Source organism: Psychrobacter sp. FME5 (assembly GCF_014861375.1).
Lineage (GTDB): Bacteria > Pseudomonadota > Gammaproteobacteria > Pseudomonadales > Moraxellaceae > Psychrobacter.
Genome location: NZ_RRYX01000061.1, coordinates 1 through 17,357 on the forward strand (window position 1 = coordinate 1; position 17,357 = coordinate 17,357).

General features: G+C 43.1%; 14 protein-coding genes and 1 pseudogene. 4 read left to right on the forward strand and 11 right to left on the reverse strand.

Annotation, left to right across the window (positions count from 1 at the left end; all coding sequences use genetic code 11):
- Both EI161_RS09080 and EI161_RS09085 read left to right on the forward strand, forming a co-directional pair.
- The coding region (locus EI161_RS09080) for a transposase (protein ID WP_192529440.1) at nucleotides 1-267 on the forward strand (267 nt) is incomplete at its 5' end.
- Between the two features lie 10 nt (nucleotides 268-277).
- A pseudogene (locus EI161_RS09085) lies at nucleotides 278-829 on the forward strand (HAD-IIB family hydrolase); the annotation flags it as partial.
- Nucleotides 830-919: 90 nt separating this feature from the next.
- Here EI161_RS09085 and EI161_RS09090 read toward each other — a convergent pair.
- Both EI161_RS09090 and EI161_RS09095 read right to left on the reverse strand, forming a co-directional pair.
- A complete protein-coding gene (locus EI161_RS09090; RefSeq protein ID WP_192524407.1) occupies nucleotides 920-1,183 on the reverse strand; it encodes a hypothetical protein in 264 nt (87 codons plus the stop codon).
- Nucleotides 1,184-1,243: 60 nt separating this feature from the next.
- Entirely contained in the window at nucleotides 1,244-2,041 is a 798-nt protein-coding gene (locus tag EI161_RS09095) for a 3-oxoacyl-ACP reductase (RefSeq protein ID WP_192524408.1), read from the reverse strand.
- A 283-nt stretch (nucleotides 2,042-2,324) separates the two neighbouring features.
- On the opposite strand from EI161_RS09095, the gene EI161_RS09100 reads away from it, so the two are divergent.
- Nucleotides 2,325-3,470, forward strand: a complete 1,146-nt coding sequence (locus EI161_RS09100; protein WP_192524409.1) for an ABC transporter substrate-binding protein — start codon at nucleotides 2,325-2,327, stop codon at nucleotides 3,468-3,470.
- A 268-nt stretch (nucleotides 3,471-3,738) separates the two neighbouring features.
- Here EI161_RS09100 and EI161_RS09105 read toward each other — a convergent pair whose 3' ends face one another.
- From EI161_RS09105 to pilM, 9 genes are all read right to left on the reverse strand, one after another.
- Nucleotides 3,739-4,974, reverse strand: a complete 1,236-nt coding sequence (locus tag EI161_RS09105; protein ID WP_192524410.1) for an FUSC family protein — start codon at nucleotides 4,972-4,974, stop codon at nucleotides 3,739-3,741.
- A 389-nt stretch (nucleotides 4,975-5,363) separates the two neighbouring features.
- Entirely contained in the window at nucleotides 5,364-6,479 is a 1,116-nt protein-coding gene (locus tag EI161_RS09110; RefSeq protein ID WP_192524411.1) for a hypothetical protein, read from the reverse strand.
- 132 nt (nucleotides 6,480-6,611) lie between these two features.
- Nucleotides 6,612-7,730: a 3-dehydroquinate synthase gene (gene aroB, locus EI161_RS09115; protein ID WP_192524412.1), complete on the reverse strand. Its 1,119-nt coding sequence runs from the start codon at nucleotides 7,728-7,730 to the stop codon at nucleotides 6,612-6,614.
- Between the two features lie 218 nt (nucleotides 7,731-7,948).
- Nucleotides 7,949-8,518: a shikimate kinase AroK gene (aroK, locus tag EI161_RS09120; RefSeq protein WP_192524413.1), complete on the reverse strand. Its 570-nt coding sequence runs from the start codon at nucleotides 8,516-8,518 to the stop codon at nucleotides 7,949-7,951.
- A gap of 215 nt (nucleotides 8,519-8,733) precedes the next feature.
- Complete coding sequence (locus EI161_RS09125; protein ID WP_225735310.1) at nucleotides 8,734-11,301, reverse strand: type IV pilus secretin PilQ; 2,568 nt, start codon at nucleotides 11,299-11,301, stop codon at nucleotides 8,734-8,736.
- A 27-nt stretch (nucleotides 11,302-11,328) separates the two neighbouring features.
- On the reverse strand, nucleotides 11,329-11,862 hold the full coding sequence (locus tag EI161_RS09130; RefSeq protein ID WP_192524414.1) for a pilus assembly protein PilP: 534 nt from the start codon (nucleotides 11,860-11,862) through the stop codon (nucleotides 11,329-11,331).
- A complete protein-coding gene (locus EI161_RS09135; protein WP_192524415.1) occupies nucleotides 11,862-12,569 on the reverse strand; it encodes a type 4a pilus biogenesis protein PilO in 708 nt (235 codons plus the stop codon). The genes EI161_RS09130 and EI161_RS09135 overlap by 1 nt, the downstream gene beginning before the upstream one ends.
- Nucleotides 12,566-13,219, reverse strand: a complete 654-nt coding sequence (locus EI161_RS09140; protein ID WP_192524416.1) for a PilN domain-containing protein — start codon at nucleotides 13,217-13,219, stop codon at nucleotides 12,566-12,568. Before EI161_RS09140 ends, EI161_RS09135 begins: the two co-directional genes overlap by 4 nt.
- Nucleotides 13,219-14,274, reverse strand: coding sequence for a type IV pilus assembly protein PilM (gene pilM / locus EI161_RS09145; protein ID WP_318779368.1), 1,056 nt, complete (start codon nucleotides 14,272-14,274; stop codon nucleotides 13,219-13,221). The genes EI161_RS09140 and pilM overlap by 1 nt, the downstream gene beginning before the upstream one ends.
- A 193-nt stretch (nucleotides 14,275-14,467) precedes the next feature.
- Between pilM and EI161_RS09150 the strand changes: the two genes are divergently transcribed.
- On the forward strand, nucleotides 14,468-17,122 hold the full coding sequence (locus EI161_RS09150; protein WP_192524874.1) for a penicillin-binding protein 1A: 2,655 nt from the start codon (nucleotides 14,468-14,470) through the stop codon (nucleotides 17,120-17,122).
- Nucleotides 17,123-17,357 lie beyond the last annotated feature (235 nt).

Sequence of the window (17,357 nt, forward strand, 5' to 3'; positions counted from 1 at the left end):
TGCAAGTTCACGCTAATCCCAAGCCTTAAAACCAAATGCGTGATTGTCATGGATAATGCTCGGTTCCATAAGAATAAACGCATTCAAAAGCTACTCAATAGACATGGGCATCGTATTCTCTGGCTGCCACCGTACAGCCCAGACTTGAACCCTATCGAGAAAAAATGGGCTCAGGTGAAGTTTCTACGCCAAGGCTGGATGGAAAATGACTTATCTAAATTATTTTATGATATTTGTCCTGGCCATAACAGTTTTATTTTGAACTGACTATAACCAGCGCGTTATTAGTGATTACCCGTTATCCAATGAGCAGTCCGCCACCATCACTAAGCTCTGTCAGCAAAATGGCTTAGTCTATAAATTTGACTCTGCCACTCACATTATCTGGTCAGATGAACATGAGTGGCAAAACAGATATCACGATAAAATAAAGAGCTGTAGCATCATCGACCCTGATTATTGCCAATTTAATACCGTATATCAGTGTTCAGTATTTTTTGACAATCAAGATGAGAAAATGCAAGAAGTAAACTTTGCAGAGCAAGACTTAAAACTGGTGCATTGGCATGACATTGTCGGCGATATCTTGCCCATCGATGCCTCAAAAGCGCGCGGTATATTAGATGTGTGTCAGCATTTTGGCATTGACGCAAGCGAGTGCATGGCGTTTGGTGACGGGCTAAATGATTTAGAAATGTTTGATTTGGTCGGCTATGCAGTGGCCATGGGTGATGCGAAACCCGAGCTAATAGAACGTGCGGACTTTGTCACTGGCACAATTGAAGAGCATGGAATACAGGCGGTAGTTAAGCATTTGCATCTGGCCTAAATATCAGACCATTAATGAAAGCTTAAATCGCAAAACCCCTTGCCAATATTTGACAAGGGTTTATCTTTCAAAACTCTAAAAACCTACTATTTAACCACGCCCAAATATCAATCCATAAACCCAACTGCCCAGCTTATAACAGGCAACTGTAATCAAAGTAAAGAGCAATGCTGCCAGTAAATACGCTAAAAAATTTGGTATGCCAGTTAGCCAACCAATACTAAATGCCACGCCAAGATAAGCTTCTAGTGGCCAGCTAAATATCGATGTATCCATACCAGCATTAAAGAAAACAATGGTCGCCCACAGCCCTATCACGGCAGTGATGATTCCAGCAAGTTTACGATTATTCATGATTTCTCTTTGGTATAAGTTAAATACTTTTTATCTAAAAGCTATCTTTGTATATTATTCCTACGGCATCGTCAAACCACCATCGACTGCAATAGATTGACCAGTAATAGCTGAGCTTAAATCAGACGCCATCAGCAATACTGAATTGGCAAAGTCGCTTACCGAGGTTGCTTGTCGTAGTGGCGTGGTTGTGGCGATATAATCGAACACTTCTTCAGTAGTTAAGCGGCTCGCATCCGTGGTTTTTAATAACCCACCTGCCAGCAAATTCACACGGATACCATATTGCCCAAGCTCGCTTGCCAAATTGCGCGTAAGTCCAATCAGCGCTGATTTTGCCGTCGTATAGTCATAATAAGTGACCACTGGATTATAGATAAGGTTGGTTGAGATATTAATGATTTTACCCGTCTGTTGAGCTTTCATTTGCGGTAATACCGCTTGTACGCTATTGACTGCACCTTGAACGATGCCATCAATTTGCTGAGAGAAATGTGCCCATTTAACCGTTTCGATACTGGTGTAATCGGCATTTGGATTGAACTGATAGCTTGGTAAAGCATTATTGACCAATATATCAATACCTCCAAAGCGCTTAATAACTTCTGCTGCCATGGTTTGCATTTGTGCCAAATCTGTCACATCACCCTGATAAGCAAATGCTCGCCCACCTGCCGTTATAATATCAGACACTACTTTTTTAGCGGCTTCCTCACTATTGAGATAATTGACGCAAACGCTGGCGCCTGCCGCTGCCATCTGCTGAGCAACTTGCGCCCCAAGACCACGACTGGCTCCGGTAACTATGGCGACTTTATTGGTCAATAATTCGGGTATAGTCGCTTGAGTGTTATTCATTATCTTTTATCCTTTATTATTTGATATTTATAAAAAATAAGGCTTATTTTAATGGCTTTATTTTAGTGACACTAAAAACTGGACAGCGCCAATCATAGCATGATTAACGGATTGCATAATGTGGGGCTATTCTCACTACCTTTATCTACTTTACTTAAAACTAAGCAAATTCAAGCAGTTGCCCTTTAAATTTCGACTTAGGATAACCATAACCGTATAATGAATATAGTATAACGGTATCCTGTGCCCGTTTTTATTTTTGCCTTAATTTAGGAGAGACACTTTGTCTTATTTATCCCCTGTTAATGGGTCTAATCGAACTTCTGTAAAAGTACTGCCAAAAGCACTACCGAAGGTCTTATTGTACGCAGCTATTGGAACGATTGGGCTATCACTTGCTAGCTGCAGCAAGTCAGATAACACCGCTGCTGACGGTACGACTACCAGCCAAGAGACGCTAAATCTCTATAACTGGTCGGAGTATATGCCGCAAGAAATCCTCGATGGTTTTACCGAAGAGACTGGTATTAATGTTAATTACACCACCTTTGATTCTAATGAAGCGATGTATGCCAAATTGAAATTGCTTGATGATTCTAGCCAATATGATTTAGCCATTCCATCGACTTATTATGTCGAAAAAATGGCCAAAGAAGGCTTATTGCAAGAGCTCGATAAGTCTAAATTAAGCAACTTTAAAAACCTCGATACCTCATTTACTAACACCAAGGTCGACCCTGAAAACAAATATTCGATTCCCTATATGTGGGGTAGCACCGGATTGGCTATCAATGGCGAATCAGTCGATCCAGCCACCGTCAATAGCTGGAATGATCTGTGGCGTCCTGAGTATAAAGGTCAAGTAATGCTGATGAATGATATGCGCGAAGTGTTTGGCATGTCGCTATTGACCCTTGGCTACTCTGGTAACAGCAAAAATCCTGACGAGATTAAAGCCGCTTATGAGAAGCTCACCACTTTGATGCCGAATGTGAAAACATTCAATTCAGATGCCTCGCGTATGCCGTATATGGAAGGCGAAACCAGCGTTGGTATGACGTGGAATGGTGAGGCAATCATCGCTAACAATGAAGGTCTGACCAGCTTGGTGTATAAATACCCAACTGAAGGCGCTATTTTATGGATGGATAACTTTGTTATTCCAAAAAACGCCAAACAAGTAGACGCAGCGCACAAGTTTATTGACTACCTACTCCGTCCCGAAAACTCAAAAATCGTCAGTGAAGAGATTGGTTATGCGTCGCCAAATATTGCCGCACGCGAGTTGATGGACGAAGACGTACGCAATAACCCAACGATTTATCCTAGCAAAGACGTACTGGCAAAAGCTGAGTTCCAAGAAGATGTCGGTGATGAAGCATTACAAGTGTATCAGCAGTATTGGGATAAGCTAAAGACGGGACGTTAATCACTATTCTGTATTTGAGCTTTAAAGTGACACAAAAGTGACACATTGAAAAAAACCTTAAAAATAAAAACGCTGATCGATAATGATCAGCGTTTTTTTATACAGTTAAAATACCTTAAAGACGCTAAGGTACTGCTGGTATCAATTTTTTGCAGCCTCTGTCTGCGCAGGCACAGCAAGCAAGAAAAATTGATACCAGCAGTCAGTGATGTACCGATATTACTTTTCACTGACTATATCTGTTTCTTATAAAATAGTTTTTTTATAGCTATAAATGCAAATCTGTCTCACCGCCATGTTCTTCTATACGGCGCTGTTCGCGGCGCTGATAACGCACACCAGAAGCAGAAAACCAACGCGGCTTAGTCTTTTGTAATAAATCACTGAGCTGCTGTAACTGGGTTTGTAAGGTTTGGGTAAGCCAAAAGTAGCCCTGCCATTCAAACGCTAAATACTGCACGCTCGGATAATCTGATACCGCAATACGAGTAATAGGACGAAAAACTTCATCGCTAGGACTGCGCAGCACCGCCGCCATATGACGCATCGCTTGGGTTAGCTCATGTTGATAATGGATGAGCAATATATGGTTTTCATCGTCAATTTCAATATTTGCCAAACGCGGGGCGGCACTTAATAATAAATCAATGGTGCCGATAATGTTCCGATGAGCACGCTGTATCGTCTCAATGGTATCCTTATCCAACCCAGTTTCGCTCGCTGTTGCAGCAATATGTGGACGTACAGCAAGTAGACGTTTATTGATTTCTTGCAATGATTTTAATAGCGTCTTATCGACTGGTATATCAGGCACTGCATGACTGGCATAATAAATGACACTGGATGCTTGGTTGACTTCGGTATATTTAAAAGGCTTAGCCGTCAATGTCTCAGCATCGATATGGTGTCCAACCCCAGCATAAAGCTCGCTACAAGCATCAAGGTTGCTGGCCATTAAAAACCGAAACATCAAAGTCGACTTAAGCGGTAAGATTAGAGTTGCTGCAACCGCAACCCCTGCCCCAATTAAAATATTAAAGGCGCGATATAAACCATCTTGAGCGATATTTTCATGCTCGGGGCTTGAAACAATCATCAGCATGGTGATGCCCGTGAGTAGCCCAATATAGCCCAACTGTTTGACCGCCACATAGCCAATAATGCCACTGATAATGGCAATCAGCACATAATATAGCCACAGCCAACCACCGATATCTTGCAACAACCACAAAAAGCTCAGCCCAACCACGACCCCAAGTAAGGTGCCCAATATGCGCTCTTTGGCTTTGGTATAAATCGCGCCTTGGTATTGTAATAATCCCAATATCACAAACACGGTAATGGTCGTCCATTCACCATGCGGTAAGTGTGTCAACTTATTTAACGATAATGCAATAAGAATAGCGCCGCCCAAACGTATCGCGTGCAAAACATCTGCATGCTGATAACGGGCATAAGGCTCAATGAAAGGGGCAGTAAATCGCTGCCAAAATTTCGGTTTCACGCAGGACGTCTCTTATAATTGGTGAATAAAAAATAGCGCGGTAACAAGGTCTAGCTTAGGGGCTGTATAGCCCCTAACCATTTATAAAGTACTTATCAAAAGAATAACGCTTTTCATTGATAAAAAAACAAAAGATAGTTGATCTCGAAATATGCTAACACATGGGATAAAAAAACCCACCAAATCAGTCATTAGGTGGGTTACAACAGACTAGGGCGTGTCCTCAATTCAAGCGATTGTATCTAAATGGGCTAAAAATGGCTAAATTTGGCCAATCATCGTCAAATAGCTAATTAATATCTCGATATTATTTGCGCTATTTTCCTCGTTTGACGGCAATTTATCTCATTTTTATAATGAGGACACGCCCTAGCCATTACCAGAAAAAACTAATTGCTTTTTTCTTCAATAAGCTCTTTTATGCTGTCATTATTATTTTTTGCTGTTCCTGTATTAGCAGAGTTTGAACCTGAATTGGCATTTTTATTAACAGCGTTTGCATTGGTCTTTTTTTCAGCCGAATTTGGACTGTCGTTATTATTACTATTCGCACTCGGAGGCTTAGGTGTTGCCACGACGGGTGGTTTTGTCGATGTACTATTATCCGTGCCTGCCGCTGGTTTTTTATTTTCTTGATCAGGCTTACGAGTATTATCAGTATTTTTAGGCGATGCAGCATCAGGAGCCTGCTCTTCACCGCCAATGACACGCTCTTCATTGACTGATAAAGTCTCAGAAGTATCCGCTGACTGACGGATGCTTTCACCGCTGCCACCCGTGCTTTGATTATTGCCCGCTGCTTGGTCATTAGCTTGCTGGTCTTGTTGACGTACTGGCACTTCGCGCTTGGTTGGTTTCAAGTTAACAGAGCGGGTGCGCCTTGTGCTTAAGTCTTTTACTGGATCCGGGCGCTCATAATTATCAATGATGCTGACGTAGCGATTGATTTCCTCTGGTAATACACGCACATCAGCAGGCAGTTTAAAGTCTATTAATTTGGCAGCCCCTACCGCTTCTTGTGGGCTACTCATGAGTCCATAAGTCAGCATATAACGGACTTGGTTGTCCTCATCAAGATAACGGAAATAGGAGAATTTCTTACGATCTTCGCGGCTTTCTAAGTAACTGACAATCACATCGTTTTCAGCAACATTCATCACCTGTACCGTCCACTTGCCTTTATTGGCGAGAAGGTAACGCTTATCTTTAAACTCATCGGGATAATTGCGTAAATCACGAACTGTGGCATCAAAATTTATCGGCTGTACATCGGTATCAAGCTCATGCAACGACTCAATCTTTAATGGCTGCTCAAGTTCTGTACTTGATATTTGCGGCGCTGCTATCGGCGCATTCTCTATCTTGGCACCCATCGCGGGGGTTTGGCTTAGCATCCACACTAAAGCCGTAACAACGCCCAATAACAAGGTCATTATGAGCCAAATCAATGCTTGTCGGCGATATGATTGGCCAGCGGTACGCGTCGTTGATTTTGATGCTGCCATGAGAATATCCTTGGTAAAAATAGAGTTGACCGCATTTAATATAGTGGGTTTACTTTAAAACAATACAGTCGATTCACTTTAAAAAAGACATCGTATTGCTGGGATGCTTGCTTTATGATATTTGTACTGTTTTTATTGAGGACTGACTATACGTTGTGCCAATACCTCAGTTAATAGCTTGGCATCAAAATCATTGGTCAGTACCGCCTTACCTATTGATTTTAACAAAATAAGCCGGATTTGTCCGTGTTTCACTTTTTTATCATGCCCCATCAGACCCAAAGCTGTGTCTACCGCAATAGGCGGCGGTACAATAGGCAGGTTAGCGGACACTAATATACGCTTAATACGAGCAACGTCATCAACCGTTAACCAGCCCATTTTTTGCGACAGCTCAGCGGCTTGTACCATGCCAGCAGCAACTGCCTCACCGTGCAGCCAGTTACCATAGCCCTGATGCGTCTCAATCACATGACCAAAAGTATGACCAAAGTTTAGCAAAGCGCGCACACCTGACTCTCTTTCGTCTTGCGCCACCACATCCGCTTTGTACTGACAGCAGCGCTTGACGGCTTCGCCAAGTACTGCCAAATCTAACGCCATCATCGCTGGCAAGTTTTCTTCAAGCCAAGTCAAAAAATCTGCATCCATGATAAGTGCATATTTAATGACCTCAGCAAGCCCTGCTGATAGCTCACGAGGCGGTAGGGTTTTGAGCGTATTCATATTAGCAAGCACCATCTGCGGCTGCCAGAATGCGCCAATCATATTTTTGCCTTGCGCATGGTTAATGCCTGTTTTGCCCCCAACGCTCGAATCCACTTGTGATAATAGCGTCGTTGGAATCTGGATAAAACGTACTCCACGCATAAAGCTTGCCGCTGCAAACCCTGTCATATCACCGACTACGCCGCCACCCAGTGCAATAAGGGTAACATCACGATTGAAATGCTCTGCCATTAAGGCGTCGTAAATCTCATTGATGCTGCTCTGGTTTTTATATTGCTCACCATCTGGTAGCACGCAAACCTTGACAGAAAAGCTTGCAGCCAACTCTTCTTCTAAAGCTTTTAGGTATAAAGGCGCTACGGTATCATTAGTGACAATCAATACTTGGCGACCAGTAATATAGGGCGCGACTTGCTGTGCCATACTATTGTTTTCTGTCGCCGTCTTTTCAGTAATGACAATCGGATAATCATGACTTTGCGTATGAACGGTTAAGCTGTCATGAAACAGTGGCAGGGCCATGAAAGTCTCCTTAAGTATGCTTAATAAGATAAAAGTAACTGCGCCTAGATGGTGCTATAGCCGATCCATTATAAAAAAATACAGTGCTACTGGGATAAATTGTGCGCAGCCTCTGTCTGCACAAGCACAGTAAGCAAGAAAAATTTGTCCCAGTAGCGCGTGATAATATTTGTACTTATTTTATTTAGGACTGACTATATACATTATCAATTTTATGATTAATCGCCTTTAGGCTTTAATACTACAGGCGCTACAATAGTAGGCACACAGAAAGACTCTAACTGCTGCAATAACTGATTAACCATATGACGTGGGTAAGTATGGCCAGTAGGCATAATAATATGCGCAACCTGCCGATATAATGGATCGCGGGCACTATATAAATCTTGCAGGATTTTCCTAGGATTGGGCTGCTGTAACAATGGCCGTGACTTATCTTTAGCAGTGCGAGCCATTTGCACATCGACTGGTGCATTAAGGTAAACCACAATGCCGCGCTGCGCTAGAAAATCTCGATTTTCAGCACACATGACAGCGCCACCACCAGTGGCTAATACGATTTGTGGTTTTTGCGTCAACTCATCGATGGCGCGTGTTTCACGTTCCCGAAAGCCCGCCTCACCTTCTTTTGCAAATATCCAAGCAATATCTGCCCCTGTCTGCGACTCAATATACCAGTCACTGTCTACAAAGGTGCGTCCCAAGTGCTTGGCAAGTAATTTACCAATTGTCGTCTTCCCTGCTCCCATCGGACCCACTAAAAACACCGACGGTAATTCCTCCACCATAATACTTACTCAGCTAAATTAGGTATGATACAACGTCATTGATATTCTGGCTAGTAATGCGCTGGGATTATTGTGAGTAAAATTTTGACGACATCATCAATGAGTGTACTGATATAAACATTGATGACAGCAATTGCTTTAAAACGGCTAAATTCTTCCACAAAAAAAGCAAGCACTAAGGCTTGCTTTTTTACTAACAATCAAACAAACGCTAATCAATCTAGACGACTAATGCCATCATTGATCAATTTTGGTGTGATAAATATCAGTAGCTCTTCTTTAGCATTATTACGCACATCCTTACGGAATGCGCGACCGATATAAGGCAGGTCACCCAAGAAAGGGACTTTATCCACACCATTGCTGGTACGGTTTTTAAAGACACCGCCTAACACAACCGTTTGACCATCTTCAACGATAACATTGGTTGAGATAGAGTCTTCTTTATCCACACCATTGCTGGTACGGTTTTTAAAGACACCGCCTAACACAACCGTTTGACCATCTTCAACGATAACATTGGTTGAGATAGAGTCTTCTTTATCCACACCATTGCTGGTACGGTTTTTAAAGACACCGCCTAACACAACCGTTTGACCATCTTCAACGATAACATTGGTTGAGATAGAGTCTTCAGCGATAGCCACCTGGTTATTAATAATAGTTGGTGTGCCATTGGTGATAAGCAGTTGCAAGCCAATTTTACCATCAGGGGTAATATTAGGTGTGGCCTCCAAACTTAACGCCGCTTCTTTAAAGCTGGTGGTCGTTGCACCACTGGCCGATGCTTCTTGGTAAGGAATCTGCGTACCAGAGGATACTTTCGCTGTTTGCTTATCGGCCGTCAAAATCTTTGGGGTAGAGATTACTTCACCGCGGTTGTCTGCTTGTAGTGCTGACAACTCAAGATCGAGCATAAAATCAGAGATACCAAGCAGACCAAAAGCGATACTACCTGCTGGATTATCAACCCCTAAGTCGACATTCAAATTATCAGGACGGCTAATGTCATATTTAGGATAAGAGACAGTTTGACCATTGACTGTGGTGGTCTCAACATCAAAATCTTTTAAATCCCACAACGTTTGGTTGCTGCCACCCACCAATAAGTTGCGGTTGTTGGCTGCACCATTCGATAAAAGACCCCAACGTACCCCAATCTCTTTACTGAAACTGTCAGTGGCGCTAACGATACGTGCTTCAATCATTACCTGACGGACAGGAATATCGATTTTGCCAATCAATTTATGGATATTTTCAATACTGTCTGCCACATCTTTAATGATCAAAGTATTGGTGCGTTCATCAACCGTTACTGTGCCGCGATTGGATAACAAGGTATTATTATCGTCACGATTTGAGCTACTACTGCCGCCAGATGATCCACTGCCTTGAGAGATAAGGGTCAATACTTCAGGGGCTTTTGCATAGCTTAAACGAATGTATTCTGTACGTAGCGGCGCATAAGACTCAACCGCTTGCTGTGCTTCTAAATCACGTGCTTCTTGCGCAGCCAGCTCAGTAGAAGGCGCAACCAAAATCACATTACCATTCTCGCGTTTACCCAGATTCTTACTCTTAAGGATAATATCCAGCGCTTGATCCCAAGGTACGTTGATAAGGCGCAAAGTAATATTACCCGCGACCGAATCACTCGCCACGATATTCATCTCAGTAAACTGCGCCAAAATATCTAAAACACTACGAATCTCAACGTCTTGGAATTCCATAGATAGCGCTTCACCACTATAGACTTTTTCTTCAAGTGTCGGCTCACGTAACAGCGCAGGCTTGTTGATACTGATATTTAACTGCGTACCCGACTGATAGGCTTGATATTCAAAATCTTCTTTCATATTAATGGTAATAACACCATTTTTATTTTGATTTTTGGTATCGATACTATCAACCAAACCGCTATTAATATTTAATCGACGCAACAGATTTCGTGGCACGGTGCTACCCGTCAAACGCACCACCAGCTTGTTACCTTGGCGCTGCACATCAACTGGAGTGGCTTCATTGGCCAGTGCGATACTGACATTACCGCCACCATCTTTCCCTGCGGCAAAATTAACCGCGCTTAAACCTTCATAGCTATACTGCTTACTGACTTGTGAAGCAGCAAGCTGCGGGTCTAATAATGGGTTAACTCTGACCACCATCGTATCGGCAGGTGCTTTATTTTTTACCCCTGTGGTCGAGGCTGCATTATTAGTCGCAACGGGTGTGCTACTGGTTTCTACGATTGGGGTGACCTTTGGGGTGGTCGTGACGGCATTGTTATTAAGCGCATTGTTATTAAGCGCACTGTTATTAAGGGCATCTTGGACAGGATCGTTAGTCATCACTGGACGATTAGGATCAGTAATCGTGAGCAATAAATCGTTGCCATCAATCGCCGTTGTATAATTACCCGCCTGTTTCAGCCCAACAATTAGGCGCGTGGTACTATCGCCGCTTAACGTCGTAACATCATTGATCATGCCAACATTATATTCATTGAAACGACTAGCAAGCCCATTTTGCACTTGTTCAAAATCTAGTACCAAACGGCTGGGATCATCTAGCTGGTAGGCCGCAGGTAATACTGGCAACCCTGCAAACCCCAAACGCATTTGCGTCACTGCTGGTGCAGTTTGTACCACAGAGACATTATTAATGCGCTGTGCGGCATGGGCGCTGCTACTCACTGCTACCATGCTGATTGCCAATGCGGAAATGGCAAAAGCAGAAGATACGCGGTTGCTCATCATCATTACCTTGTTATTGCGTACTGTCATTATTTATTCCTCAAAAAATCTGCCGACTTAGCTTATAGGGGAAACCAGCGACTGGGGTTTTTCAACAAACCCTGCGCGGCTGTCTGGCAAAATTTCAATCAAGTTAATCTGGGTCGGCGTGATTTCAACAATACGGCCGTCATTTAATCCAAGGTAATCACCAACCTTGACACTAGCAACTGACCCATCAGGGCGCTGTACCAGCGCATATTGCTGACCTTCAGGGGAAATTACCACACCTCGAAAGACCAACTGCGATAGCTCATATTGTTCAAGAGGATCTTTTACCCTTAAAATATCAGGACGCACACCATCGATAGAGGTCGTAGGGCCTTGGACATTGACTAAACTTGGTGGTAAAAATGGGCTACGCTGCGCACTGGCGCTATAAACAAAATCTTCTACCAACTCAGCCTTAGGTGGTGGCTCAATCGGTTGCGCTGGCTGGTTACGAATATCCTTCAGCGCTTGCTCGGCCATACCAATACGATCAGTACAACCGGTCATTGATAGAACGGTAGCGCTTAATATCAGTAGCATGGGCAATTTTTGAATAGTCATTAGTTGCCTCCTGCAGCATCGGCTTCTTCACTTTCAGAATCAGTTTCTTTTGAGCGATAAGTTTTGGTTTGTAATACCAAGTTTAGTTCTGGTAGCACATCCAAAGTTGGCTGCGGATTACTGACTTCAAAATCATGCATGGTGATAATTCGCGATAAGGCAGCAAGGCCACTGATAAAGCTACCAAACTGATGATACTCACCCAAAGCAGCAATACGAATAGGCTGTTCAATAAAGAATTCATTTTCAATTTCAGGTTCTACTGAAATATCTTGGAAACGTATATTACTGCCAACGCCCGTCATATTAATGCCTTCTACTAGCTCAGACACACGAGTCTCCTTTGGCAACTGATCGAGTAAGGTATTGAACTCCACCTCCATTTGAATCACTTGAGCTTGATAAGCTTCGAGATGACGCGCGCGTGACTCTTTTTCACGGTAGCTATCAAGCAAAGTCTGTTGCTGACTCTCAGCCGCTTTAATTTCATCAATTTTGCTACTAATCGGGAACGCCCATGCTAGTGCAGCAATCAGTACGACGATGAGGCCAATGACCGTTGTTTTTACCGGAAGTGGCCAGCTACCGTAGTTTTCAGAATCTAATGATTCAAAACTACGGCGAAACTCATTTAAATCAAATGGCTTCTTTGTCTTTAAAGCGGTCTTTTTGGTTTTGATCAAGCTTCTTTTACGGCTAAGCTTCATAGCTCACCTCCAAGTCCAGTATTGGCATCAACAGGTGTGGCCTTTTCTGACTGCACTTTCGTAGTGACTACAAACTGTACATAGCTGTCTTCAGGATAAACGGGGCGAGATTGTCCACCAGTAGCAACCGTATTATTAAGGTTTGGCGCTGCTTGATAAGCGCTGATGTTCTGTTGAATATTACTAACGGCTGATTTGTCCATCCATTTACTGTTATCCAAATTTCGGATTAAGCTTGAGACGATATTTGGGTTATCAGCAAGGCCTGTCAAGGTAATAACATCACCTTCACGCTTTAGATTAGTTAAATAGAGCGCAGGCGGCATCGCTTTTGCCAAATCATCCCACAAGCGTACAGGTACAGGACGTCGACCTTGCAAGTCTTGAATCACCTGCATACGTGAGATGATGTCTTCGCGGCGTTGTTCTAGGCTGTCAATTTCAACCAACGCCGTATCCAATAGTGCGTTTTCTTTTTCAATCAATGCATTGGCATCAAGCTGTTCATCAAGCTCGTTATTAAAATAGCTCCATGAAGCGAATGCAGCCAATAGAGTGAGCAAAGTGACTGCCACTACTAAAGTGAGAAATTCTTTATTGCGACGTGTGCGCTCTTCTTGTCGCCAAGGTAAAAGGTTAATACGAGCCATTAGTCGAAGCTCCTTAACGCAAGACCGCAAGCGGCCATTAAGCTGGGTGCATCAATGGCCAGTTGCTCATTATCGATATGTGGCGCAATGGTCATATTGGTAAATGGATTAGCAATACTCACAGGCACGCCCAATCTCTGTTGAGCCATACCTGCAAGACCGGCAATAGAGCTACTACCACCAGCCAGCACCACGTAATCGATACTGCTGTATTGGCTTGAAGAAAAGTAAAACTGCAATGAGCGGGTAATCTGCTGAATGGTATTTTCTATAAATGGAGCCAATACATCGGTATAGTAATCATCAGGTAAAGTATGCTCACGTTTACTAAGCGCTGCTTCTTCTGCTGATAGTCCATAACGGTTCTGTATGGCCTCTGTTAGCTGAACACCACCAAAAAGCTGTTCACGACTGTATATGAACTCGCCGTTTCTGGCGATATACAGCGTGGTTTGATTGTGGCCAATATCCACCAAAGCCACTAACTCTGGCATGCTAGGTAAGTTATCCACCATCAAGCCAAAAGCACGCTCGATAGCGTGTGATTCAATATCCATAACCTTGGTTTTTAGTCCACCAAACGTCAAAGCGTCGACTCGTTGGTCGACGTTTTCAGAGCGAGAAGCAGCCAGTAGCACTTGCACCATATCATCGCTGACTAAAGAGGGACCTAGAACTTCAAAGTCCAAATTAACATCTTCTAATGCATAAGGTATATACTGATCGGCATCCAAACGTATTTGAGCTTCGCGCTCAACATCGCTCAGCACCATATCCATATCGATGATTTTGGTAATAACCGCTGATCCTGAAACCGCAGTGGCAGCATCAGCATCAGCAACTTGGCAGCGCCGAGCTAAGCTGGTAATAATATTACCAACAGCTTCTGTGTCTACTAAGAGTTTATCGACGACCACACCTTCTGGCAGTCTCTCAATACCATAAGATTTTAGGTGGAACATACCTTGTTGGCGCTGTATGTCAACCAACTTTACTGAGGTGGCACAAATATCCACACCAATCAAATGTCGACTTTTAGAAGTAAATAGCCTCACAAACTCCATACCTTATATTAAGTGTACAATTTGATAGTTATTTGTAATAATTGAATACAATACTTTACTTAACAGATAGATTCAAGCATTTAAATTACCTATTAAGGCTAACTTACACATTTATTATGACCTGCCTATTTTGTTCAAGGTATAATATCTTATCTTTTTCAAATCTTAATGAATAAGTATTATTATGGCCAAAAAAAATGCTACTGTTCGTTTGATTCACTTTTTGGTGAGTCTTTTTATCGCTTGTCTAGCATTGGCGGTTGTTTTAGCACTTGCTGTACCGATTGGCTTTTATGGTATGGCGATGTATTTATCTCCAACTTTGCCCAGTACTCAAGAGATTAAAACTGCAAAATTAGAAATGCCGTTACAGATTTATAGTAGTGACGATAAATTAATCGGTCAGTACGGCAATCGTTTATCGCTACCTATTACTTTTGAAGACATTCCTGAAGACTTAACCCATGCTTTTTTGGCAGCAGAAGATGCTTCCTTTTTTCAGCACAGTGGCATCAGTATTAAAGGTCTTGGTCGCGCTGTTACCGAAGTAGTAACGGACGATGATAGCCAGACAGGTGGTTCAACCATCACCATGCAAGTCGCTAAGAACTATTTCTTAAGCCCCGAGCGTACGTTAAACCGTAAACTGACTGAGTTGTTTTTGGCACGTAAGATTGAAGACGAACTGAGTAAGAACGATATCCTCACCCTTTATGTCAATAAAATTTACTTGGGCGAAGGCGCGTATGGTATTCGTGCTGCCGCCAAAAAGTACTATAGTAAATCACTAGAAAACCTGACGATTGCTGAGATGGCCATGTTGGCAGGATTGCCAAAGGCACCATCTAAGTACAACCCTGTTGCCAACCCTAGTCGTGCACTGACTCGCCGTAACTGGATCATTGGACGTATGCATGAACTGGGTTATATTACACAAACGCAACATGATGAAGCAGTCAATTCACCGATAGGCATCAACCTTTATAAAGAAAAGCTTGACGTTAATATGCCGTATTTGGCAGAAATGACACGCTCTACTTTGGTTGGCCGCTATGGCGAGCAAGTAATGCATGGTGGTTGGCGCGTGCGCCTTACTGTCGATAGTAAAGCACAAACAGATGCAGAAGCTGCGATACTAACGGGTTTGGTTGCTTATGAGCATCGTCATGGCTGGCGTGGAGCAGAAGCCAATGACGAGCCTTTAGAAGACTTCCGTCGTTATAGCAATATGTCTCCCGCCAAAGTCATTAAGGTCAATAATCGTAGTTTTGAAGCAACAATGCCATCTGGTGAAAATATAACGGTCAACTGGTCTGGGATGAGCTGGGCCCGTAAATATATTTCTGCCGATCGTATCGGTTATTTCCCCAGCAACGCCAGTCAAATCGTGAGCAAAAACGATATTATTCGGGTGATACCTACCGCTAATGGCAATTGGCAGCTGGGACAAATCCCTAAAGTACAAGGCAGTCTGGTTTCATTAAATCCAGAGACAGGTGCTGTCAATGCCTTAGTCGGTGGTTTTGATTTCAATCATAGTAAATTTAACCGAGCTTTGCAGGGCTGGCGTCAACCAGGATCAACGATTAAGCCGCTTATCTACACGGCTGCCTTAGAAAAAGGCTATCGCCCAGATAGCATCGTCTCAGATCGTCCGATTCAAGTAGGTGACTGGAAGCCTAAAAACTCTGATCAGCGTTTTTTAGGTGATATCACCTTACGTCGCGGCCTTTACTTATCGCGTAACTTGGTTTCTATCCGTCTGCTACGGGCGATTGGTATCTCTGATGCACGCAATTTATTAGATGAATTTGGCCTCGATAAAGAAAAACTACCAACAACGCTATCGTTAGCACTGGGTGCAGGACAGGCAACCCCCTTACAAATGGCAACGGCTTACGCGACTTTTGCAAATGGTGGTCACCGTGTACAACCATATTTTATTGAACAAATTTATAATTATAAAAACGAACTATTATTTCAAGCCAATCCGCGCCAAGCATGCGCCCTATGCTTCAACGAACAACTAGAAGACCTTAATAAAAAGCTAGTCGAAGATTACGATGCAAGAATAGAAGCTGAAAACAGTACTAATACTGATAAAGCAACTACTAAAAACAAAGACTCAGAAAATGCAGAAACTACTGAGGAAGATATTGAAGCGAGTAACGTAAGCGTTTACGATGCCAGTCCACAGTCAGATCGTCTAAAAGCCCCAGCCGTACAATATGCGATGGCCGAACAAGCACCGCGAATCTTAAAGCCTAGAGTCGCTTTTGAGATGGCAGACATCCTACGTGATGTCGTACAGCGTGGTACGGCAGTAAGAGCAAAGGCCTTAGGCCGTAATGATATTGGCGGCAAAACAGGTACCACCAATGAGGCTAAGGATGCATGGTTTGCAGGCTTTCATCCCACCAATGCAACTATCGTATGGATGGGTTTTGATCAGCCCTCGACTCTCGGTCGCCGTGAGTATGGCGGTGTTGCAGCCCTACCCGTATGGATGGACTTTATGAAAGCTCAATTAAAGGGCGTACCTAACCAGTGGGTATCCATTAATAATCGCTCTAAATCTCAAAAACAAAAGCAAAAAATCATCAACATGACTGACGATGGTATCGTGACCAGTGACGATGAAGATACAGATAGCAGTACATCGGTAAAACCTGTTAAAACCCAAACTCAGCAGCGCAAACCTGAAGCGCCTGAGCCTGTTGAGGATTCAAGCACCCCACAAGCGACAAACGCCACTAATAGCCAAAATAATAATGACAGCGTACCGCAAAACCCACTGTCGGTGACACCCGTTGAGCGCATGCCACCTCTGCCAGAGTAAATGAAAGCGCTAGACTACAGTAATAAAAGACAAAAAAGGCTTGTTTAGCGATTGCTAAGCAAGCCTTTTTTTGCATACCTTTATCGCTTCTATGGGTGTAATGGACAAAATTCATGCTAAAAATTAGAAGGTAGTCGCTAATGGACATAATTCATGCTATTTGAGTGACTTCGACCCTAAAAAGTCTTTAATAAACCGTAACTTACGGTACTCATTTAACCCATGATGACTGTGC